We start from the raw sequence: 20387 nt of genomic DNA, 5'->3' as shown, positions 1-20387 counted from the left end.
GATGGCCGAGGACCGCCTGGCGCGGGTGCGCTCCCTGCTCGACTCGGTGCGGGCCGAGGGCCGGACCGCGCTGACCGCGCCCGAGGGCAAGGTGCTCGCCGACGCCTACGGCATCGCCGTACCGGGCGAGGAACTGGCGACCGACGTCGACGAGGCCGTCGCGTTCGCCGCGCGCTTCGGCGGGCCGGTCGTGATGAAGATCGTCTCGCCGGACATCCTGCACAAGACCGACGCGGGCGGGGTGATCGTCGGCGTCGAGGGTGCCGTCGGCGTGCGGGCCGCGTTCCACACCATCGTCGACAACGCGCGCGCCTACGACCCGAAGGCCCGCATCTCGGGCGTGCAGGTCCAGGAGCTGCTGCCGCAGGGCCAGGAGGTCATCGTCGGGGCGGTCACGGACCCGACGTTCGGGCAGGTGGTCGCGTTCGGGCTCGGCGGGGTGCTCGTCGAGGTGTTCAAGGACGTCACCTTCCGGCTCGCGCCGGTGGACGCCGACGAGGCACTGTCGATGCTGGACTCGATCCGCTCCGCGGAGATCCTGCGCGGGGTGCGCGGACAGGCCGGTGTGGACCGGTGGGCCGTGGCCGAGCAGATCCGCCGGGTCTCCGAACTCGTCGCCGACTTCCCGGAGATCGCGGAGGTCGACCTCAACCCGGTGATCGCCACCGCGGAGGGAGCGGTGGCGGCCGACATCCGGGTGATCCTCGCCGAGTCGCGGCCCCCGGCGCGCCGGAAGTACTCCAGGGACGAGATCCTCACCTCGATGCGCCGACTGATGCAGCCCGCCTCGGTCGCCGTCATCGGCGCCTCCAACGAGCAGGGCAAGATCGGCAATTCGGTGATGCGCAACCTCGTCGACGGGGGTTTCGCGGGCGGCATCCACCCGGTGAACCCCAGGGCCGATGACATTCTGGGCCGCAAGGCGTACAAGAGTGTCACGGACGTTCCCGGTGAGGTGGATGTGGCGGTCTTCGCGATCCCCGCCAGGTTCGTGGCCTCGGCCCTGGAAGAGGTGGGACGCAAGAAGATCCCGAACGCCGTGCTGATCCCCTCCGGGTTCGCGGAGACCGGCGAACACGAACTCCAGGCGGAGATCGTGGCGATCGCCGAGCGGCACGGGGTGCGCCTGCTGGGACCGAACATCTACGGCTACTACTCGACCTGGCAGGACCTGTGCGCCACGTTCTGCACCCCCTACGACGTCAAGGGCGGGGTGGCGCTGACCTCGCAGTCGGGCGGCATCGGGATGGCCATCCTGGGCTTCGCCCGCACCACCAGGACGGGCGTCTCGGCGATCGTCGGGCTCGGCAACAAGTCGGACCTGGACGAGGACGATTTCCTGACCTGGTTCGGCGAGGACCCGCACACCGAGTGCATCGCGATGCACCTGGAGGACCTCAAGGACGGGCGGGCCTTCGTGGCGGCCGCGCGGGCGACCGTGCCGAAGAAGCCGGTGATCGTCCTCAAGGCGGGCCGTACGGCGGCGGGCGCGAAGGCTGCCGGTTCGCACACCGGCGCCCTGGCCGGGGACGACGCGGTCTACGACGACATCCTCCGCCAGGCCGGTGTCATCCGGGCGCCGGGGCTGAACGACATGCTGGAGTACGCGCGCGCGTTGCCCGTACTGCCCGCTCCCCGGGGCGACAACGTCGTGATCATCACGGGCGCCGGGGGCAGCGGGGTGCTGCTCTCCGACGCGGTGACGGACAACGGCCTGTCGCTGATGGAGATACCGCCGGACCTCGACGAGGCGTTCCGGAGGTTCATCCCGCCCTTCGGGGCGGCGGGCAACCCGGTGGACATCACCGGGGGCGAGCCGCCGTCGACGTACGAGGCGACGATCCGGCTGGGGCTGGAGGATCCGCGCATCCACGCGCTCGTCCTGGGCTACTGGCACACGATCGTCACTCCTCCGATGGTCTTCGCGGAGCTGACCGCACGCGTGGTGGCCGAGTTCCGCGAACGCGGGATCGACAAGCCCGTGGTGGCGTCGCTCGCGGGGGACGTGGAGGTCGAGGAGGCCTGCCGGTACCTCTTCGAGCGCGGGGTCGTGGCGTACCCGTACACGACCGAGAAGCCGGTGGCCGTGCTCGGCGCGAAGTACCGCTGGGCGCGGGAGGCGGGGCTGCTGGGGGGCGGTACATGAGGTGAGGCAGCGGGGGGCCGGCCGACGGTGCGCGTCGGCCGGCGCCGGGACCCGCACGCGCACGAAAGGCATGGGACAGGGGGCGCTGGCCAGATCTTTCGACGCAAGGGGTGCGACACGACATGACAACGACCGATCTGCCCACCTCGGTTCCCTACCGGGAGGTCACCGACGCGAACGGCCGCGTCTACCGCCTCGGTGAGACCGACATCGACATCATGGGCCGTAAGCGCAAGTGGATGGTGATCCTGCCCTGGATCGGCATGATGGGCATCTCCTCCGCCGAGTACGCGTTCGCGTCCGCCGAGGAGACCCTGCACACGGCGCACAGCTGGGACAGCATGCACATCTTCTGGATGATGACCGTCTGGGTCTTCTTCCAGGCCGCGGTGGCCTTCCCCGCGGGAAAACTGCGCGAGAGCGGAAGGCTTCCGGCCCGCTGGGCCATGATGTGCGGCTCGGTGGGCACCCTCATGGGCTACCTCTCCCTGGCCTTCGCGCCGCACGTCGTCTTCGCCTACATCGGCTTCAGCATGTTCAGCGGCATGGGCGCGGGCATGGTGTACGCCACCTGCGTCAACATGGTCGGCAAGTGGTATCCCGAGCGCAAGGGCGGCAAGACGGGCTTCGTCAACGGCGGTTTCGCCTACGGCTCGGTTCCCTTCGTGTTTCTCTTCAACGGCTACATGGACCTCACCAACTTCCGCTGGGTACTGGTCTCGGTGGGCGTGTTCCTGGCCGGGATCGTGGCCTGCTCCGGCTACTTCTTCAAGGACCCCCCGAAGAACTGGTGGCCCGCCGGCATCGACCCGCTCAACCCGCCGAATGACCCGCGCGCGGCCCGTTCGCTGCGCATGAACCCGCCGGCGGTGCGCCAGTACTCCCCCAGGGAGGCGTGGAAGACCGGCCGGGTGGCCCTGATGTGGTTCTGCCTGGCGTGCACGTCCGGCGTGAACATCTTCGGCATCGCCTTCCAGGTGGAGATCGGCGAGGAGGCCGGATTCGCGGGCGGCGTCGTCGCCACGGCCATGTCCCTGAAGGCCATCGTCAACGGCACCGGCCGCGGTGTCATCGGCTGGCTCTCCGACCTCTACGGCCGCAAGCGGTGCCTGCTGGTCGTGTGCGTCATCCTGGGCCTGTCCCAGTACGGCATCCTCATGTCGGCGAACGCCGGGAACCTGCCGCTGTTCCTGGTCTTCTCCTCCATCTCCGGTTTCGGCGGCGGCGCCATCTTCCCGATGTTCGCCGCGCTGACCGCCGACTACTTCGGTGAGAACAACAACGCGTCCAACTACGGCATGGTCTACAGCGCCAAGCTCGTCTCCGGCCTGGGAGCGGGCATGGGTGCCGTGGTGGTCGGCGCCTGGGGACACTCCGGTGCCTTCGTCCTGGCCGGGTCCATCTCCCTGCTCGCCGGCTGCGTAGCCGTGTTCCTCACCCCGCCGGGACGCGACAAGCGACCGCGCCGCGTCGCTCCGAACCCGCAGCCGCTCGGCGAGGACACCACCTGACACGACGGCGGACCCGCACGCCGCATCGTCCGCACCCGCGCCGCACACCGTCCCCGCTCGCAGCACGACCGACTTCCACGGCCGCGTCCACCGCCTCGGCGGGGCCGGCGGGCCCGCTCCGGGCCGGGCGCGGCCCGTGTGCTGAGCCTGCCCCACGTGAGGAGGCCCCTTCCCGGTTGCGGGGAGGGGCCTCCTCATGCCGTTTCGTCGCTCAGCACTTCTCCCGCAGCGAGTGCAGGTGCGCGCTGGAGCGGCGCGCGAAGGTGAAGGACTCGGCCGGGTTGTCGTGCTCGGCCTGCCAGTGGTGGGCCAGACGGTGGCCGCGCAGGCGGGTCACGGCGGAGATGAACCGCTGGTAGTCGATGTCGCCGTCGCCGACGTCGGTCATGCGGTAGCCGTACGGGTCCGACGGGACGCTCTCGCCGTCCTTGACGTGGAACAGCGGGTAGCGGTCGGGCTGCCGCAGCACGTAGTCGAGCGGCTCGAACGGCGCGGCCGTGCCGTCGGGCCGCTTGGAGAAGCGGAACTGGCCGACGTACGCCCAGTAGATGTCCATCTCCAGGTACACCAGGTCCGGGTCGGTCTCCTCGAGCAGGATGTCGTAGAGGCGGACCTTGGGGTCGTCGGTGGCGAAGGAGAACTCCTCGGAGTGGTTGTGCTGGTAGAACTTCATGCCCCGGGCCTTCGCCGCGGCGCCGTAGGTGTTGAAGTCCTCGGCGGCGCGCTTGAAGGCGTCGACGGTCGAGCCGTAGCGGAACGGGCCGGCGGCGGTGCCGATGTGCTTCAGACCGAGGGCCTGGGCGTCGTCGAGGACCTTGGTGAGGTTCTGCGCGAAGGTGTAGGCGTTCGGGTCGCTCGAGTAGTAGCCGACGTGGCTGCCGATCGGGTTGAGGCCGTGGCTGCGGGCCAGCCGCCTGAGCTGGGCGAGCGTGATGGGGCCCGCCGAGCCCTGGGTGTAGCCGGCGAACTCGACCTCGTCGTAGCCGTACCGCTCCAGTTCCGCGAAGACGGGGCCGAAGCCGAGCGTGGAGACCTTGTCGCGCAGGCTGTACAGCTGGATGCCGAGGCGGCCGGGCGGCAGGACGGGCCGGCCGCGGCCCTTGGAGGCGGCCGCGGTGCCGGTGGTGGCGGAGGCGGGGGCCGCCGTCGCGGGTGCCGCGGCGCCGAGCAGGGCGGCGGCGGTGGCTCCGGCGGCCACGCCGAGCATGCCTCGTCTGCTCAGGCGGTGGCCGAGCTCGGGGTCGGGCTGGGAGAAGCGGCTCATGCGGGGAACTCCTCGTGATCGCGGGGCGTTGTCAGTGGTGAGTGCTTCACTTGTGACCAGTCGGGACCGAGGGCTACGGCCTCAGCCGAGACCGGCGAGTCGGAGCAGCAGTGACTTCACATCGGTGGCCGCGATGCGGTCGCCGACAGCGCGGGGGGTGGAGCAGATGAGGAGCGGACCGTCGTCGTCGCTCTGCGGAAGGCGGCCGTGGCTGCCCCGAATAGGTGAGGGATCCAGGGGCACCACCGCCATGCGGTAGCGCATGCCGAGTTTCTTGCGTGCCAGCGCGGTGGCCGCCTTGACCTTGACGTAGGGGTCGAGGGGATCCATGAACAGCTCGACCGGGTCGTAGCCGGGTTTGCGGTGGATCTCGACGAGTTGCGCGAAGTCGGGCGCGCGGTCGTCGTCGAGCCAGTAGTAGTACGTGAACCAGGCGTCCGGTTCCGCCACGGCGACGAGTTCACCGGCGCGCGGATGGTCGAGGTGGTGGGTCTTCTTGCCCTCGTCGTCGAGGAGTTGCTCGATGCCGGGCAGGCCGTCGAGGGCGGCGCGGGTGGCGTCGAGGTCCTCGGGGCGGCGCACGTAGACGTGGGCGATCTGGTGGTCGGCGACCGCGAAGGCCCGGGAGGTCATCGGGTCGAGGTACTCCATGCCGTCCTGGGTGTGCACCTCCAGCAGGCCGGCCCGGCGCAGGGCGCGGTTGATGTCGACGGGCCGGTTCACGCGGGTGATGCCGTACTCGGACAGGGCGACGACCGTGCGGCCCTCGGCCCGGGCCTCGTCCAGGAGCGGGACCAGGGCGTTGTCGAGGTCGGTGGCCGCCTTCAGGGAGCGGGGGTCGTCGGGGCCGAACCGCTGCAGGTCGTAGTCGAGGTGAGGGAGGTAGCACAGGGCCAGGTCGGGGTGGCGGGTGCGGATGATGTGGCGGGTCGCGTCGATGATCCACCGGCTGGAGACGAGGTCCGCGCCCGGGCCCCAGAAGTGGAAGAGGGGGAACGTGCCGAGTTTCTCGGTGAGTTCGTCGTGCAGGGCGGGCGGCCGGGTGTAGCAGTCGGGTTCCTTGCGGCCGTCGGCGTAGTAGACGGGACGCGGGGTGACGGTGATGTCGGTGTCGGCGCCCATGGCGTACCACCAGCAGATGTTGGCGACGGTGTAGCCGGGGTGCGTGCGGCGGGCGGCGTCCCACAGTTTGTCGCCGGCCACGAGCCCGTTGTGCTGGCGCCACAGCAGGACGTCGCCGAGTTCGCGGAAGTACCAGCCGTTGCCGACGATGCCGTGCTCGGAGGGCATGGTGCCGGTGAGGAACGTGGACTGGGCGGCGCAGGTGACGGCGGGCAGGACGGTGCCCAGCGGGGCGACGGAGCCGGACCGGCCGAGCGCCTTGAGGTGGGGCATGTGGTCGAGGAGACGGGGGGTGAGGCCGACGACGTCGAGGACGAGGAGCGGGGTCGGGCGGTCCGTGCCGGCCGGGGCCGGCTGCTCGGGGGTGCTCATGGCAGCTCCTTCAGGCCGAGGTCCGTCAGCAGGTCGCGGGCGAGGGCGAGTTCGGCGGCGATGCCCTCGGCGAGCTGGGCGCGGCCCTTGGGGCGCAGTTCGGGCGGGAGGGCCTGCCAGGTGTAGGTCTCGACCTCCAGGTGGCGGGTGAGCGGGGTGGGCCCGCCGACGAGCCGGGTCAGTGCGGCCTTCAGGACCGGGAGGGTGGAGGTGAGGGGCGCGGCGGGGGCCGCGTGCAGGGGGACGTGGAAGTGGGCGCGCCAGGGTGAGGCGTCCGGCAGGGCGTGGCCGGCGAGGGCCTCGTCGAGATCGTCGGTGGCGCGCAGCCCGGCGGCGGTGGCGGTGCGGGTCTGGTGCAGGAAGCGGGGTTCGGCGAAGGCGGCGAGTGCCTCGCGGACCTCGGGCCGATGGGGGTGTTCGGCGTGCAGGGCGGCGGAGAGCTGGGCTTTGACGACGGGGACGCGGGCTGCGGCGAGGGCGTCCAGGGCGGTGTGCGGGTCCTCGAAGGAGGTGGCGAGGTGGCAGGTGTCCACGCAGATGCCGATGCGGTCGCGGCCGATCGCGGAGAGCGGGGCGATAACGTCGCGGGTGGTCTCGACGACGCAGCCGGGTTCCGGTTCCAGGCCGACACGCAGGGAGCGGCCGGTGAGTTCCTCGATGGCGTCGAGGCGCTCGGCGAGGGTGCGCAGGGCGGCGTGTGCGGCCTCGGCCCGCCGGTCGTCGTAGGCGGTGCGCCAGGCCAGGGGCAGGGTGGAGATGGTGCCGTCGGTGACATCGTCGGGGAGGAGCCCGGCGAGGACGCGGGCCAGGGCGGTGGTGTGGTCCAGGCGCTCCCGGTCGGCCCAGTCCGGTTTGTACACGCGGTACTTGACCTCTTCGGCGCCGAAGCCCTCGTAGGGGAAGCCGTTGAGGGTGACGACCTCGAGGCCGCGCCGGTCGAGTTCGGTGCGCAGGCCGCGCAGGGCCGCGGGGTCGGTGACCAGGGCGTGGGCGGCGCCCCTGGCGAGCCACAGCCCGATGCCGAGCCGGTCGCGGCCGAGGCGGCGGCGGACGGGTTCGCAGTGGTCGCGGAGCTGGGCGAGGACGCCGTCGAGGGTCTCGGCGGGGTGGACGTTGGTGCAGTAGGCGAGGTGGACGGTGGTGCCGTCGGGGTGGCGGAAGCGCATGGCTCAGGCCTCCGCTGCGGGGACGCGGGCCGGGTCCCCGGGCCCGGGGTCCGGCTGCGGGTCCTTCGGGGCGCCGCGCAGGATGGAGTTGCCCTCGTGGGTGGCCCCGGTGCCGGTGACGTCGAGGTTCAGGCGACCGCTGAGCCCGTAGAAGGCGACCGGGTTGCGCCACAGCACCTGGTCGACGGTGTCCTCGTCGAAGCCCTCGGCGAGCATCAGGTCGGCGACCTTGCGGGTCTTGAGCGGATCGCTCTTTCCCCAGTCGGCGGCGGAGTTGACCAGGACCTGCTCGGGGCCGTAGGCGCGCAGGATGGCGACCATCCGCTCCTCGTCCATCTTGGTGTCCGGATAGACGGAGAAGCCGAGCCAGCAGCCGCTGTCCTTGGCCTCCTTGACGGTGGTCTCGTTGAGGTGGTCGACCAGGACGCGTTCCGCGGGCAGGGCGGACTCCCGGACGGCGTCGAGGGTGCGGCGCAGCCCGGCGAGCTTGTCGCGGTGCGGGGTGTGCACGAGGGCGGGCAGGCCGTGGTCGGCGGCGAGCTGCAGCTGCGTGGCGAGGGCGGTGTCCTCGGCGGGGGTCATCGAGTCGTAGCCGATCTCCCCGACGGCCACGACGTTGTCCTTGACGAGATACCGGGGCAGTTCGTCGAGGACGGGCACGCAGCGCGGATCGTTCGCCTCCTTGGGGTTGAGGGCGATCGTGCAGTGGTGGGCGATGCCGTACTGGGCGGCGCGGAAGGGCTCCCAGCCCAGGAGGGCGTCGAAGTAGTCGCGGAAGGAGGCGGGCGAGGTCCGGGGCTGGCCGAGCCAGAAGGCGGGCTCGACGACGGCGCGGACGCCGGCTGCGTACATGGCCTCGTAGTCGTCGGTGGTCCGGGAGGTCATGTGGATGTGGGGGTCGAAGATGCGCATCAGGACTCCTTGCCGTGGGGGTGGTCCGGCCCCGGGGCAGGGGTGGCGGACTCGGTCAGGTCCAGGACGCGGTACAGGTCCTCGGGGACGGGGCGGCCGGCGGCGGTGCGCTCGGCGGCGTAGTCGCCCAGCATGCGCGCGAGTTCGCCGTCGCCGCGGGCCCGCCGGGGCAGGTCCGCGACGTGGTCGACGGGCACGCCGGTGAACAGGCACTTCAGTACGGCGTGTCGCCAGGCATGGGCGTCCAGGTGCCGGGCGGCGTACGGACCGACGGCGGCGGTGAGGAGCCGGGTGTCGTTGGTGCGCAGGGCGTCCTCGACGAGCGGCAGGGCGGCCGGGCCGGACACGAGGTGCGGCAGGGCGTGCAGGACGGCGCGGCGTTCGTCGGCCGTGCCCTGGAAGTACACGCGGGTCAGGGCGTCGGTGCCGGCCCGTGCCGCGTGGAGGATGAGGACGCGTGCGTGGTCCGCGTGGGCGGCCCCGCAGCGGCGGCCGGCCTCGGCCAGACGCAGTTCCCACGCGGAGATGGGCCCGTGGATGCCGGGGTGGGCGGCGGCCTCGTCCAGGGCGCGCTCCAGCCAGGCGCGGGCGTCCGGGTCGAGGTCGGTGGTCAGGCGGCGGTGGAGGTCGGCGGGCGAGGGGAGGGTGAGGGCCGCCGTGTCGGGGGTGGGTGAGTCGGTGCGGGTTCTGCTGCTGCGGGTGTCCGGGTTGCTCTCGGTTCTCGCCGCGGGGGTGGCGCGGGGGTGGGTCATGGGGTGCTGCTCCCTTCAGGGGTGGTGGAGGGAGCGCCGTGGGGTGGCGCGGCCTGCTGGAGGGCCGGAACGGGGGACGGCGGCGCGGTGGCCGCGGCGGCCTGCTCGGCGTGGCGGAGGAAGGGCAGGGAGTGGGCGGCGAAGTGCGGGCCCGCGTGGGAGTGGCGGGGCAGCTCGACGACGGTCAGGCCCTGGTAGCCGGTGGCGGCGAGGGCCGCCAGGACCGGCGGGAAGTCGATCTCCCCGTCCCCGAAGGGGAGGTGCTCGTGGACGCCGCGCCGCATGTCCTCGATCTGGACGTGCCGCAGCCATGGGGCGGCGGCCCGGACGCAGTCGGCGGGAGGCAGGGGTTCGAGACACTGGCAGTGGCCGATGTCCAGGGTGAGGCCGAGCGGCTCGGGGTCGCCGAGGGCGCGGCGCAGGTGGTGGAAGTCGGCGAGGGTGGCGAGGAGGTGGCCGGGCTCGGGTTCGACGGCGAGCGGGACGCCGGCGGTGGCTGCGGCGTCCAGGACGGGGGTGAGGGTCGCGGCGAGGCGTTTCCAGGCGGTGCCGGAGTCGGTGCCCTCGGGGACGATGCCGCTGAAGCAGTGCACCGCGTGGGCGCCGAGGTCGGCGGCGACACGGACGGCCCGGACGAGGAGGTCGACACGGCGGGCCCGGTCCTCGGGGTCCGGGTCGAGCAGCGACGGGCCGTGCTTGCGCCGCGGGTCGAGCACATAACGGGCGCCGGTCTCCACGGTGACACCCAGGCCCAGCGCGTCCAGCCGCTGCGCGACCCGCCGGGTGCGGGCGGCGAGGTCGGGGGCGAGCGGGTCGAGGTGCATGTGATCGAGGGTCAGCCCGACGCCGTCGTAGCCGAGGTCGGCGAGGAGGGAGAGGGCGTCGTCGAGACGGAGGTCAGCGAGCCCGTTGGTGCCGTAGCCGAAGCGGAGGGGGGTGACAGCGGCGGGTTGACTGGCGGGTCGGGCGGGTGAGGCGGTCGTCGCGGAGCTGGTGCGGGGGTTGCCCGGAGTCGTGCCGGGGCCGGCCGCGAGGGGCCCGGTGGGCGTCGGATGGTGGGCCGAGGCGTGGGGCACGGCGGACGCGGGCTGATCGCCCGAGGCCGCCCGGAGCCCGGAGGGCATCTCGCGGTCCGCCGCCGCCTGAGGTGAGGCGGTCGTCGCGGGGCCGGCCGACGTGTGGGGCGCTTCGTGGCTCATGTGACGCTCACCTTCTTCGCGAACTTCGCTCCGAGCGGGGCCAGGGCGGTGATGAGGAGCGCGGCGGCCGTGCCCCGAAAGCGGGCGGTGAGGGCGGCCTGGAGGGGGATCGTGGCGCGGATGCCGGCTCCGACGGCGCGTTGGGTGAGAGGAGGTGACGGGTTCAGGGCGGCGTGGAGGTAGGGGCGGGCGGCGGTCGCGGCGTAGGTGGCCGCGCAGGCGGCGGTGAGCAGCTCGGCTGTCGCGTCCCGGGGGTGCCGGCGGCCGGTTCGGGAGCCGGCCGGGTTGCGGGCCGTCGCCGGGGAGCGGCCGGGTGCCGGTTCCTCAGGCCGCCGCGTCACCGCGCGGCTCAGCAGGGCGGTCGTCGCGAGGGCCGCCAGTGGGGCCAGGGGGGATCCGCCCCGGGCCTCCTGGCGGGAGACCGTCGTCACGGCGACGGTGTGGGTGCCGAGGAGGGCGGCGGAGGGCAGGGCCTGGGCGGTGCGGCCGGTGGTGGCCGCGGCTCCCAGGAGCAGGTCCAGGCCCCGGGCGGCGCCCATGGCCACGGGTCCGGCCGGGGTGTGCTTCAGGCCGAGGTCGTACGCCCAGACGGTCGCGGCCAGGGGTGCGGCCACGGTCAGGGCCGGTCGCCCGGCGCGGGCGGCCAGGGCCAGCCCGGCCGCGGTGAGCGCGCAGGCCGCCGTGAGCGCGGCGGACGGCCGGATGCGGCCGGACGGCAGGGGGCGGTGCGGGCGTTCGACGGCGTCGACGTCGCGGTCCGCCCAGTCGTTGAGGGCCATGCCCGCCTCGTAGAGGCAGAGGGAGGAACCGATGGCGAGCAGGGTGCGGGCTCCGGGCCGCGCCCCGGCTGCGGCCGCGCCGGCCAGGGCGTCGCCGGGGACGCTGAACAGGGCGGGCAGGCGCAGGAGTTCCGCCCAGGCGCGTCGCGCGCGTCGAGCGCGTCGACGGTCCGGGCGGCCGGTGCCCGTTCGCCCTCCCGTGCCGCGGGCGACGGCCCCGGGGGCCGCCGTGCCGGTGCCGTCGGGGCGTGATCCGGGGCTCTCGCGCAGCGTCACAGCACGTCCTCCGATGCGTCGGCCCGCTCCCCCGCTTCCACGCCGGGGCTGCCCTCGGCCTCCGTTCCGGGGCCGCCCTCGGCCTCCACGCCACGCCTGGTCCCCGTCCCCGTCCCCGCGGCGAGGCCGCCGTCGGCCTCCGTGCCGAGGTTGTCCTCCGCCTCCACGGCAGGACTGCTCCCAGCCCTCGCGGCGAGGTTGCTCCCCGCCTCCGTACCGAAGCTGCTCCCCGCCCCCGCGCCGAAGCTGCCTTCAACCTGCGCGCTCAGCCTGCTCCCCGCCCCCACGCCAGGACTGCTCCCCGCCTCCGTACCGAGGTCGCTCCGCGCCTCCACGCCGAAGCTGCCCCCCGCCCCCGCGCCCGGGTCCGCCTCGGTCGTCCGGCCCAGTTCGCGTCCGAACCGCACCAGTGCCTCGTACTGCTCGGACAGGCCCGAGGGCCCCTCCCCCACCGGGTCCTTGAAGTAGAAGCCGAGAGGGCCGAGCGGGCCGGACAGGCCCCTGTCGTGGGCGCGGGCGGTGAGCCGGGCGAGGTCGAGCACCAGGGGTGCCGCAAGGGCCGAGTCGCAGCCCTGCCAGATGGTCTGGAGGATCATGCGGGTGCCGAGGAAGCCGCCGAAGGCGATGTGGTCCCAGGCGGTCTTCCAGTCGCCGAGGGCGGGGACGTCGTCGATGTGGACCTCGCCCTCGGGGACGCTGCCGAGGGTGTCGGCGAGGACGCGTTCCTTGCCGGCGTTCTTCGCCGCCGCGGCGGCCGGGTCGGCGAGGGCGGCGCCGTCTCCGCCGCCGAGCAGGTTCGTGCCGGACCAGGCCCGGACGTTCAGGGCCCGCTGCGCGAACATCGGGCCCAGCACGGCGCGCAGCAGGGTCTGCCCGGTCTTGCCGTCCCGGCCGGCGTAGGGCAGGCCGCTGTGCTCGGCCTCGCGGGCGGCGACGGGGTGGTGCATGCCCTCGGAGGGGGTGAAGTTGACGTAGGGGCAGCCCGCGCGCAGGGCGGCCAGGGCGTACAGGGTGCTGGCGGGGAGCGGGGCGCCGGGGCCCTGGGAGGCCGGTTCGGTGGAGGCGACGTTGACCACCACGGTCCGCTCCAGTGCGTGGCGGTGGGTGAAGTCGCGGATGTCGTGGGCGAAGGCCGCGATCAGGTCGGCCTCGCTCCGGGTGTCACCCGGTGTGGGGCCGCCGGGGCGGATCTCCCGCTCGGCCGCGGCGAGTTCGGCGCTGACGGCGGTGGCGACGCCGGGGGGCAGGACGCCGCCGGCGGTCAGGGTCTCGGCGCGTTTGGGGAGGGGGCAGTCGAGGGTGTCGTGGCCGCCGAAGACTAGGTCGGACAGGGCGGGCAGGCCGCTGCCGGCGAACGCGGTTGTCTCGGTGACCATGCCGGTGGGCGGGTGCAGTCCCGCGGCGACGGCGGCGCACCCCGTGACGACGGTGGTGGCGACGGAGCCGCGGGCTCCGATCAGCCACACCCCCACACGCGGTCGGGGAAGGGACGCGGACATGGGCAGCCTCCTGGTCGTGCGCGAACCCGGGGGGAGGGGGGAGACGGCGGGCGGGGGTCCGGCGTCCCCCGCCCGCCGCCGTTCACTGGCCCTGGACGGGCAGTTCCTTGAGCTGGATGTTGCGGAAGGAGACCTGGTCGTCGGCGCCGTGGTTCTGCAGGCCGATGTAGCCGTCGGTCAGGCTCCGCTCGGGGTCCTTGTTGGTGAAGTCGTTGATCTTGACTCCGTTGAGGAACACCTGGAGGCGTTCGCCCTGGACCTTGATCTCGTAGGAGTTCCACTGGCCGGGCGGCCGCAGAACCTGGTCACGGGCCTTGATGTTGGCCGACTTGAAGGAGTAGACGGAGCCCGTGGTGCGGTCGGCCGCGTCCGTGGCGTCGATCTGGATCTCGTAGCCCTTGTTCACGGCGGACCAGGGGTCGTCGGAGGCGGGGAAGCCCACGAAGATCCCGGAGTTGTCGTCGCCCCGCATCTTCCAGTCGAGCTTGAGGGAGTACGACTTGAGTTCCTTGGCCTGGTACCAGAGCAGGCCCATGCCGCCCTCGGACTCCATCACGCCGTCCTTGACGACGAACCTGCCGGGGCCGGCCTGCTTCCAGCCGTCCAGGCTCTGGCCGTTGAAGATCTTCCGGTAGTCCTTGCTCGGCTTGCAGTCCGCCTTGACCTGGCCGGTGGCGTACTGCAGGCCGCCGAGCAGGTGGGCGCGGAAGGCCTCGTCGGCGTAGGACTCCTTGGTGTGGCCGCCGCCGGTGTAGAAGGAGCGGCCGCCGCCGTAGCTCTGGCACCAGGCGATCGGGTGGTCGCCCTTCATGGTGCCGCCCTGGTAGGTGGTCTCGTCCAGGGTGGCGAGGATTTTGGCCTGCTCGCGCGGGTTGGTGCGGTAGTTGTACCACTCGTCGGTGCGCTCCCAGGCGTCGCCCAGGTGCGCGGTGGACGGGTGGTCGTGGTCCTCGACGCGGACGGTGGCCTTCTGGATGGCCGGGTGGGAGTGGAAGTAGGCGCCGACCAGGCCGCCGTAGAACTCCCAGTCGTACTCGGTGTCGGCCGCCGCGTGGATGCCCATGTAGCCACCCCCTCCCGCCACGTAGTCCTCGAACGCCTTCTGCTGCTCGGCGTCGAGCACGTCGCCGGTGGTGGACAGGAAGGCCACCGCGTCGTACTTGGCGAGGTTGGTGGTGGTGAACTGCCGGGCCTCCTCGGTCGCGTCGACCGTGATGCCGGCGGGGCCGCCGAGTTCCTTCAGCGCGGCGATGCCGGCCGGGATGGAGTCGTGGCGGAAGCCGGCGGTCCTGGAGAAGACCAGGACCTTCCTGCCGCCCTTGAACGGCTCCTTGGAGAACTCGAAGTCGTCCACGTCGTAGAGCGCGCCCTCGCCGCCCTTGAAGACCAGGTAGATGTCGGTGGTCTTCTTCGGCAGCGACCGCAGCGGCACGTCGACGTTCTGGAAGGTCTCCCAGCCGCCGGTCGGCGGGATGTACGCCGAGCCGTGCAGCGGTCCCTCGGGCGAGCCGGTGCGCAGCTCGACGAAGCCGCCCGCGCCGCCGGAGGAGGCCCGTACGGTCAGCTTCTTCTGCCCGTCGAACCGGTAGGGGGTGAAGGAGATCCAGTCGCCGTCGTCGATGTCGCCGACGGTCTTGCCACCGTGGGCGCCCGTCTTGTCGATGACGGACACGCCCGACTGGGTGGTGAAGTGCTCGCCCTGGCGGCTCAGCGGCTGCAGGACGGTGCGGGCGGTGCCGGTCAGCTCCTCCTGGCCGTTCGCGCCGCCGTCGGTGTAACTGGCGCCGACCACGCCGTAGATGTTGGCGTTGGGGTCGTGGCCGCCGTCACCGGGCGGCGGCTTCAGGGTGCCCTCGCAGCCCATCTCGCTGGTCAGTTCGTGGGCGTGGGAGTCGTGGCCCAGGCTGTAGGTGACCTTGACCTTGGAGCAGTCGACCGTCTCCTCGGGATCGGTGACCTTCACCTTGAACGGGACGGGCTGGCCGAAGGCGGCCAGGGTGCCGTTGGCCGGGGTCTCGATCGTCACCTTGGGCTCGGTGTTGCCGACCACGATGCGGACGCTGGCGTTGCCGGTGTTGCCCTCGGGGTCCCTGGCGGTGAAGGTGGCGCTGTAGGTGCCGGCCTTCCGGTACCGGTGGGTGGGGTTGAGGCCCTCCCCCTTGGCGCCGTCGCCGAAGTCCCAGCTGTAGGTCAGGTCGGTGGAGTCGGCGTCCTTGGCGGAGCCGGTGAACGTGACCTTCAGGCCGGCCGCTCCGGAGGTCTTGTCGGCGCTCACCTCGGCGATCGGGGAGAAGCCGTCCTCGGCGTTCTCGATGCGGTACAGGGCGGAGTGCTCGTCACCCTGGAACCAGGAGACGCCGTAGTCGAGGACGTAGAGCGCGCCGTCGGGGCCGAACTCCATGTCCATGATCTGGGTGCCGGTCCAGGGGAAGTCGTTGATCCTCGCGACCGACCCGTCCTCGGTCTGCTCGATCCGCTTGATCCAGCGGCGGCCGAACTCACCGGCGAAGAAGTCGCCGTCGTAGGCCTCGGGGAACTTCACGCTGGAGTCGAGTTCGGGGTCGTAGCGGTAGACCGGGCCGGCCATCGGGGACTCGGAGCCGGTGCCGAACTCGGGCACGGAGCCGCCGTCGTACGGGATCCAGGCGGCCTGCGCGGGCGGCAGGTCGACCAGGCCCGTGTTGTGCGGGGAGGTGTTCTTCGGGGCGGCGCAGTCGAACGTCTCGCCGGACTCCTTGGTGGCGAAGTCGTAGTCGACGTACGGGTCGTTGTCGCCGGTGCAGAAGGGCCAGCCGAAGTTGGCCGCCTTGGTCACCTTGGCGAACTCGACCTGTCCCGCCGGGCCGCGCTTGGGGTCGGGGGCGCCCGCGTCGGGGCCGTAGTCGCCGACGTAGACGATGCCGGTCTTGTCGTCGACGCTCATCCGGAACGGGTTGCGGAAGCCCATGGCGTAGATCTCGGGGCGGGTCCTGTCCGTGCCCGGGGCGAAGAGGTTGCCCTCCGGGATCGTGTACGAGCCGTCCTCGGCGACCTTGATGCGCAGGATCTTGCCGCGCAGGTCGTTGGTGTTGGCGGAACTGCGCCGGGCGTCGAAGGCCGGGTTGCGGTTCGGCCGGTCGTCGATGGGCGTGTAGCCGTCGGAGGCGAAGGGGTTGGTGTCGTCGCCGGTGGACAGGTAGAGGTTGCCGTCGGCGTCGAAGTCGATGTCGCCGCCGACGTGGCAGCAGGTGCCGCGGGAGGCCGCGACGTCGATGACCTTCTTCTCGCTGGCCGGGTTCAGCGTGCCGTTGGCGTTCAGCGTGAAGCGGGAGAGGCGGTTGACGCCGTCGAACTTCTTGAAGTCCTCGGCGGTGCCCGTCTCCGGGGCGTCGCCGGCGGGGGTGTCCAGCGGTGGGGCGTAGTAGAGGTAGATTGCCCGGTTGTTCTCGAAGTCCGGGTCGACGCCGACGCCTTGGAGGCCTTCCTCGTCGTGGGTATAGACGGGGATCTTGCCGGCGACCTTGGTGACGCCGCCCTGGTCGGTGAGGCGCAGTGTGCCGTCGCGCGAGGTGTGCAGGACGCTGCGGTCCGGGAGCACGGCGAGCGACATCGGCTCGCCCATCTCGGGTTCGCCCTTGGCGAGCGGGACCTGCTGGAACTGGCCCTCGGCGGCTGCCGGTTCGTCGTGTTCCGGGTGGCCGGGGTGGGCGCCGGCGACGGTGGCCGGGGTGCCCACGGCCAGGAGCAGGCCGGTGAACAGGGCGACGGTGGTGCGCAGTCCGGGGCGTCTGCGGGTGCGGGTGGGGCTGGTTCTCTGCACGAAGTCCCTCCGGGAACGGGTGGGCCGTACGGGGTGGGTACGAAGACGTGCGGTGCGGGCGCCGGGGTGCGCCGTCACCCCGGAGGTGCGTGTGTCCTGAACACTTCAAGGACGGTAACCGTCTCCGTCCGGGGCGAACACCCCTTGCGCCAGGATCGGTTCAGCTTTCTCCCAGCGCAGGACAAAGCGGCATCCGGGCAGGCCGGAGGGGGGACCGGCGCAGGTGCCGGTCCCCGTCCCGGACCTGGCCGGGTGTGCGGTTCAGCTGTTGAACGCGGCGTCGAACGACGCGCTGGGCGGCTCGAAGTCGAAGGCCTTCAGGCGGGTCAGCGCCTCGGGCGCCCCTTGGAGCCGGTCCATGCCGGCGTCCTCCCACTCGACGGAGACCGGACCCTGGTAGGCGATGGAGCGCAGCATCCGGAAGACGTCCTCCCAGGGCACGTCACCGTGCCCGGCGGAGACGAAGTCCCAGCCGCGCCGCGGGTCGCCCCAGGGCAGGTGGGAGCCGAGCCGGCCGTTGCGTCCGTCGAGGCGTTTGCGGGCCTCCTTGCAGTCGACGTGGTAGATGCGGTCACGGAAGTCCCACAGGAAGCCGACCGGGTCCAGGTCCTGCCACACGAAGTGTGAGGGGTCGAAGTTCAGGCCGAAGGCGGGGCGCCGGTCGACGGCTTCGAGGGCCCGCTGGGTCGTCCAGTAGTCGTAGGCGATCTCGCTGGGGTGGACCTCGTGCGCGAACCGCACGCCCTCGGCGTCGAAGACGTCGAGGATCGGGTTCCAGCGGTCGGCGAAGTCCTGGTAGCCGCGCTCGATCATGGCGACGGGGGCGGGCGGGAACATGGCGACCAGGTGCCAGATGGCGGAGCCGGTGAAGCCGATGACGGTGTCGACGCCGAAGGCGGCCGCGGCGCGCGCGGTGTCCTTCATGCGCTCGGCGGCTCGCTGCCGGACCCCTTCCGGGTCCCCGTCACGCCAGATCGCGTCCGGCAGGATCGCCTGGTGGCGTTCGTCGATGATGGCGTCGCAGACGGCCTGGCCGACCAGGTGGTTGGAGATCGCCCAGCACTTCAGGCCGTACTTGTCGAGCAGGGCCCGGCGGCCGTCGAGGTACCCGGGATCGGACAGCGCCTTGTCGACCTCGAAGTGGTCTCCCCAGCAGGCGAGTTCGAGGCCGTCGTAGCCGAAGTCGCGGGCCAGGCGGCAGACCTCCTCCAGCGGCAGGTCCGCCCACTGGCCGGTGAAGAGCGTGAAGGTGCGCGGCATGGAAAGGGGCCTCCTCAGACCGCGATCGGGGTGTAGACGGAGTTCTTCTCGGCGCTCTCCCCCACCGCGGCGAGCACCCGCTGCACCTGGAGCCCGTCGGTGAAGGAGGGGTCGGGGCGGCGGCCCTCGGCGATGGCGTGGACGAGGTCGCGGGCCTGGTGGACGAAGGTGTGCTCGTAGCCGAGGCCGTGACCCGGCGGCCACCAGGCCTCCAGGTAGGGGTGGTCGGGCTCGGTGACGAGGATGCGGCGGAAGCCGGCTTCCGCGCCCGGCTGGGTGCCGTCGTGGAAGGACAGCTCGTTGAGCCGCTCCAGGTCGAAGGCGAGCGAGCCGCGCTCACCGTTGAGCTCGATGCGCAGGGCGTTCTTGCGGCCGGTGGCGTAGCGGGTGGCCTCGAAGGAAGCGATGGCGCCGGACGGGAAGCGGGCGGTGAACAGGGCCGCGTCGTCCACGGTGACCTCGCCCTTGCCGGCGGCCGAGACGGTGGACAGGCCACTGCTGGCGCCGGTGGGCAGCGGCCGCTCCCGGACGAAGGTCTCCGTCAGCGCGGACACCCCGGCCAGCGGCTCCCCCACGAGGTACTGCGCGAGGTCGATGATGTGCGCGCCCAGGTCGCCGAGCGATCCCGAACCTGCCTGCTCCTTGCGCAGCCGCCAGGTCAGCGGGAACTCGGGGTCCACCAGCCAGTCCTGCAGGTACGTCACGCGCACGTGCCGCAGCCGGCCGAGCCGGCCCTCGGCGACCATCCGGCGGGCCTGGGCGGTGGCCGGCACGCGGCGGTAGTTGAAGCCGACCATCGCCACCTGCCCCCGCCCGTAGGCCTCCTCGGCCGCCCGGGCCATCGAGGTGGCCTCCTCGACGGTGTTGGCGAGCGGCTTCTCGCACAGCACGTGCTTCCCGGCGGCCAGGGCGGCGAGCGCGATCTCGGCGTGGCTGTCGCCGGGGGTGCAGATGTCGACGAGGTCGACGTCGTCGCGTGCGACGAGGGCCCGCCAGTCGGTCTCGACGGACGCCCAGCCGTGCCGGTCGGCCGCCGCCTGCGCGGCGGAGCGGTCCCGGCCGCAGATCACGGCCTGCACCGGCTCCAGGGGCAGGTCGAAGACGCGGCCCGCGGTGCGCCAGCCCTGGGAGTGGGCGGCGCCCATGAAGGCGTAGCCCACCATCCCCACGCGCAGGGGTGGTTTGCCTGCCTCGGTCCCATCTGACGGCGCTTGCGGCTGTCCCATACGGGTGTCCTCCTCGTCCTGGTCGGGGTGGCGCACGTGGGGGGTGCGGGCGGGATCACTGGAAGCCGGTGGGCATGTACTGGTCGACGTTGGTCTTGTCGACGACGGCCGAGTAGAGCGTGAGGGACGCCGGGATCTCGAACTCGGCCATGCCGCCGATGCCCTTGCCCTGGCCGAGGGCGCGGGCGAGGTCGATCGCGGAGGCGGCCATGGTCGGCGGGTAGAGCACCGTCGCCTTGAGCACGCCGTCGTCCTGCTTGATGGCCTGGAAGGCGGACAGGGCGCCCGCGCCGCCGACCATCAGGAAGTCGTCGCGCCCGGCCTGCTCGATGGCGCGCAGCGCGCCGACCCCCTGGTCGTCGTCGTGGTTCCACAGCGCGTCGAACTTCGACTGGGCCTGAAGCAGCTGGGCCATCTTGGCCTGCCCGGACTCGACGGTGAACTCGGCGGCCTGACGGGCGACCTTCTTGATGTTGGGGTAGTTCTTCAGGGCGTCGTCGAAGCCCTTGGTGCGCTGCTTGGTGAGCTCCAGGTTGTCGAGGCCGGCGAGTTCGATGACGCGGGCGTCGGGCTTGTCCTTGAGCTTCTCGCCGATGTAGTGGCCGGCGTTGAGGCCCATGCCGTAGTTGTCGCCGCCGATCCAGCAGCGGTACGCCTGCGGGGTGTTGAAGATCCGGTCGAGGTTGACGACCGGGATACCCGCCCGCATCGCCTTCAGTCCGACCTGGGTGAGGGCCTTGCCGTCGGCGGGAAGCACGACCAGGACGTCGACCTTCTTGTTGATGAGGGTCTCGATCTGGCCGATCTGCTGGGCGGTGTCGTTGGAGCCCTCGGTGATCTCCAGGGTGACGTCGGAGTACTTCTCGGCGCGGTTCTTGGCGTTGTCGTTGATGGCGTTGAGCCAGCCGTGGTCGGCCTGCGGTCCGGCGAAGCCGATGGTGACCTGCTTGCCCGGCTTGTCGTCGGCGGCCGGCTGGTTGTTGCCCGCCGGCTCGTCCTTGGAGTCGGACGGCTCGTTGCTGGTGCACCCCGTGATGAGGGCGCCGGCGGAGACGGCGGCGGCCCCGAAGAGCAGCCCTCTGCGGCTCGTGATCTCTGGCATGG

At 72.2% G+C, this 20387-nt stretch carries 13 protein-coding genes and 1 pseudogene; 2 read left to right on the top strand and 12 right to left on the bottom strand.

The window, feature by feature from the left end:
* Nucleotide 1 precedes the first annotated feature (1 nt).
* Both ABTZ58_RS27435 and ABTZ58_RS27430 read left to right on the top strand, forming a co-directional pair.
* The gene (locus ABTZ58_RS27435; protein ID WP_351361978.1) at nucleotides 2–2146 is read left to right on the top strand and encodes an acetate--CoA ligase family protein; all 2145 of its coding nucleotides are present in this window, start codon (nucleotides 2–4) and stop codon (nucleotides 2144–2146) included.
* Nucleotides 2147–2268: 122 nt separating this feature from the next.
* On the top strand, nucleotides 2269–3657 hold the full coding sequence (locus ABTZ58_RS27430) for an OFA family MFS transporter (protein ID WP_351361975.1): 1389 nt from the start codon (nucleotides 2269–2271) through the stop codon (nucleotides 3655–3657).
* Between the two features lie 211 nt (nucleotides 3658–3868).
* On the opposite strand, the gene ABTZ58_RS27425 is transcribed toward ABTZ58_RS27430, so the two are convergent.
* The 12 genes and pseudogenes from ABTZ58_RS27425 to ABTZ58_RS27370 all read right to left on the bottom strand — a co-directional run bounded on the left by ABTZ58_RS27425 (nucleotide 3869) and on the right by ABTZ58_RS27370 (nucleotide 20385).
* Nucleotides 3869–4921: a sugar phosphate isomerase/epimerase family protein gene (locus ABTZ58_RS27425; RefSeq protein ID WP_351361972.1), complete on the bottom strand. Its 1053-nt coding sequence runs from the start codon at nucleotides 4919–4921 to the stop codon at nucleotides 3869–3871.
* 81 nt (nucleotides 4922–5002) lie between these two features.
* Complete coding sequence (locus ABTZ58_RS27420) at nucleotides 5003–6415, bottom strand: alkaline phosphatase family protein (protein ID WP_351361969.1); 1413 nt, start codon at nucleotides 6413–6415, stop codon at nucleotides 5003–5005.
* Entirely contained in the window at nucleotides 6412–7581 is a 1170-nt protein-coding gene (eboE, locus tag ABTZ58_RS27415) for a metabolite traffic protein EboE (protein ID WP_351361966.1), read from the bottom strand. Before eboE ends, ABTZ58_RS27420 begins: the two co-directional genes overlap by 4 nt.
* Nucleotides 7582–7584: 3 nt before the next feature.
* Nucleotides 7585–8493, bottom strand: a complete 909-nt coding sequence (locus tag ABTZ58_RS27410; protein ID WP_351361963.1) for a TatD family hydrolase — start codon at nucleotides 8491–8493, stop codon at nucleotides 7585–7587.
* The gene (locus ABTZ58_RS27405) at nucleotides 8493–9245 is read right to left on the bottom strand and encodes an EboA domain-containing protein (protein ID WP_351361960.1); all 753 of its coding nucleotides are present in this window, start codon (nucleotides 9243–9245) and stop codon (nucleotides 8493–8495) included. Before ABTZ58_RS27405 ends, ABTZ58_RS27410 begins: the two co-directional genes overlap by 1 nt.
* Nucleotides 9242–10444, bottom strand: coding sequence for a sugar phosphate isomerase/epimerase family protein (locus ABTZ58_RS27400; protein ID WP_351361957.1), 1203 nt, complete (start codon nucleotides 10442–10444; stop codon nucleotides 9242–9244). The genes ABTZ58_RS27405 and ABTZ58_RS27400 overlap by 4 nt, the downstream gene beginning before the upstream one ends.
* Nucleotides 10441–11493, bottom strand: a complete 1053-nt coding sequence (locus ABTZ58_RS27395; protein WP_502996130.1) for an SCO3242 family prenyltransferase — start codon at nucleotides 11491–11493, stop codon at nucleotides 10441–10443. Before ABTZ58_RS27395 ends, ABTZ58_RS27400 begins: the two co-directional genes overlap by 4 nt.
* A 389-nt stretch (nucleotides 11494–11882) precedes the next feature.
* Nucleotides 11883–12998: pseudogene (locus ABTZ58_RS27390) on the bottom strand (inositol-3-phosphate synthase); the annotation flags it as partial.
* 82 nt (nucleotides 12999–13080) lie between these two features.
* Nucleotides 13081–16797: a ThuA domain-containing protein gene (locus ABTZ58_RS27385; protein ID WP_351361953.1), complete on the bottom strand. Its 3717-nt coding sequence runs from the start codon at nucleotides 16795–16797 to the stop codon at nucleotides 13081–13083.
* 261 nt (nucleotides 16798–17058) lie between these two features.
* On the bottom strand, nucleotides 17059–18057 hold the full coding sequence (locus tag ABTZ58_RS27380) for a sugar phosphate isomerase/epimerase family protein (protein ID WP_351361950.1): 999 nt from the start codon (nucleotides 18055–18057) through the stop codon (nucleotides 17059–17061).
* 14 nt (nucleotides 18058–18071) lie between these two features.
* Nucleotides 18072–19283, bottom strand: a complete 1212-nt coding sequence (locus ABTZ58_RS27375) for a Gfo/Idh/MocA family protein (RefSeq protein ID WP_351361947.1) — start codon at nucleotides 19281–19283, stop codon at nucleotides 18072–18074.
* A gap of 55 nt (nucleotides 19284–19338) precedes the next feature.
* Nucleotides 19339–20385, bottom strand: coding sequence for a substrate-binding domain-containing protein (locus ABTZ58_RS27370; RefSeq protein WP_351361944.1), 1047 nt, complete (start codon nucleotides 20383–20385; stop codon nucleotides 19339–19341).
* Nucleotides 20386–20387: the final 2 nt, after the last annotated feature.

This window comes from Streptomyces sp. NPDC094143, assembly GCF_040303825.1.
In the GTDB taxonomy this organism is placed as follows: Bacteria; Actinomycetota; Actinomycetes; order Streptomycetales; family Streptomycetaceae; genus Streptomyces.
The sequence above is the reverse complement of the archived record's forward strand: the minus strand, read 5'-3'. Positions and strand labels throughout refer to the sequence as shown.

What these genes read in the sequence shown, in the direction of transcription:
- eboE (WP_351361966.1), bottom strand. Translation starts at nt 7,581, where the DNA reads ATGCGCTTCCGCCACCCCGACGGCACCACCGTCCACCTCGCCTACTGC.
- ABTZ58_RS27425 (WP_351361972.1), bottom strand. Translation starts at nt 4,921, where the DNA reads ATGAGCCGCTTCTCCCAGCCCGACCCCGAGCTCGGCCACCGCCTGAGC.
- ABTZ58_RS27430 (WP_351361975.1), top strand. Translation starts at nt 2,269, where the DNA reads ATGACAACGACCGATCTGCCCACCTCGGTTCCCTACCGGGAGGTCACC.
- ABTZ58_RS27370 (WP_351361944.1), bottom strand. Translation starts at nt 20,385, where the DNA reads ATGCCAGAGATCACGAGCCGCAGAGGGCTGCTCTTCGGGGCCGCCGCC.
- ABTZ58_RS27405 (WP_351361960.1), bottom strand. Translation starts at nt 9,245, where the DNA reads ATGACCCACCCCCGCGCCACCCCCGCGGCGAGAACCGAGAGCAACCCG.
- ABTZ58_RS27375 (WP_351361947.1), bottom strand. Translation starts at nt 19,283, where the DNA reads ATGGGACAGCCGCAAGCGCCGTCAGATGGGACCGAGGCAGGCAAACCA.
- ABTZ58_RS27410 (WP_351361963.1), bottom strand. Translation starts at nt 8,493, where the DNA reads ATGCGCATCTTCGACCCCCACATCCACATGACCTCCCGGACCACCGAC.
- ABTZ58_RS27420 (WP_351361969.1), bottom strand. Translation starts at nt 6,415, where the DNA reads ATGAGCACCCCCGAGCAGCCGGCCCCGGCCGGCACGGACCGCCCGACC.
- ABTZ58_RS27435 (WP_351361978.1), top strand. Translation starts at nt 2, where the DNA reads ATGGCCGAGGACCGCCTGGCGCGGGTGCGCTCCCTGCTCGACTCGGTG.
- ABTZ58_RS27400 (WP_351361957.1), bottom strand. Translation starts at nt 10,444, where the DNA reads ATGAGCCACGAAGCGCCCCACACGTCGGCCGGCCCCGCGACGACCGCC.
- ABTZ58_RS27380 (WP_351361950.1), bottom strand. Translation starts at nt 18,057, where the DNA reads ATGCCGCGCACCTTCACGCTCTTCACCGGCCAGTGGGCGGACCTGCCG.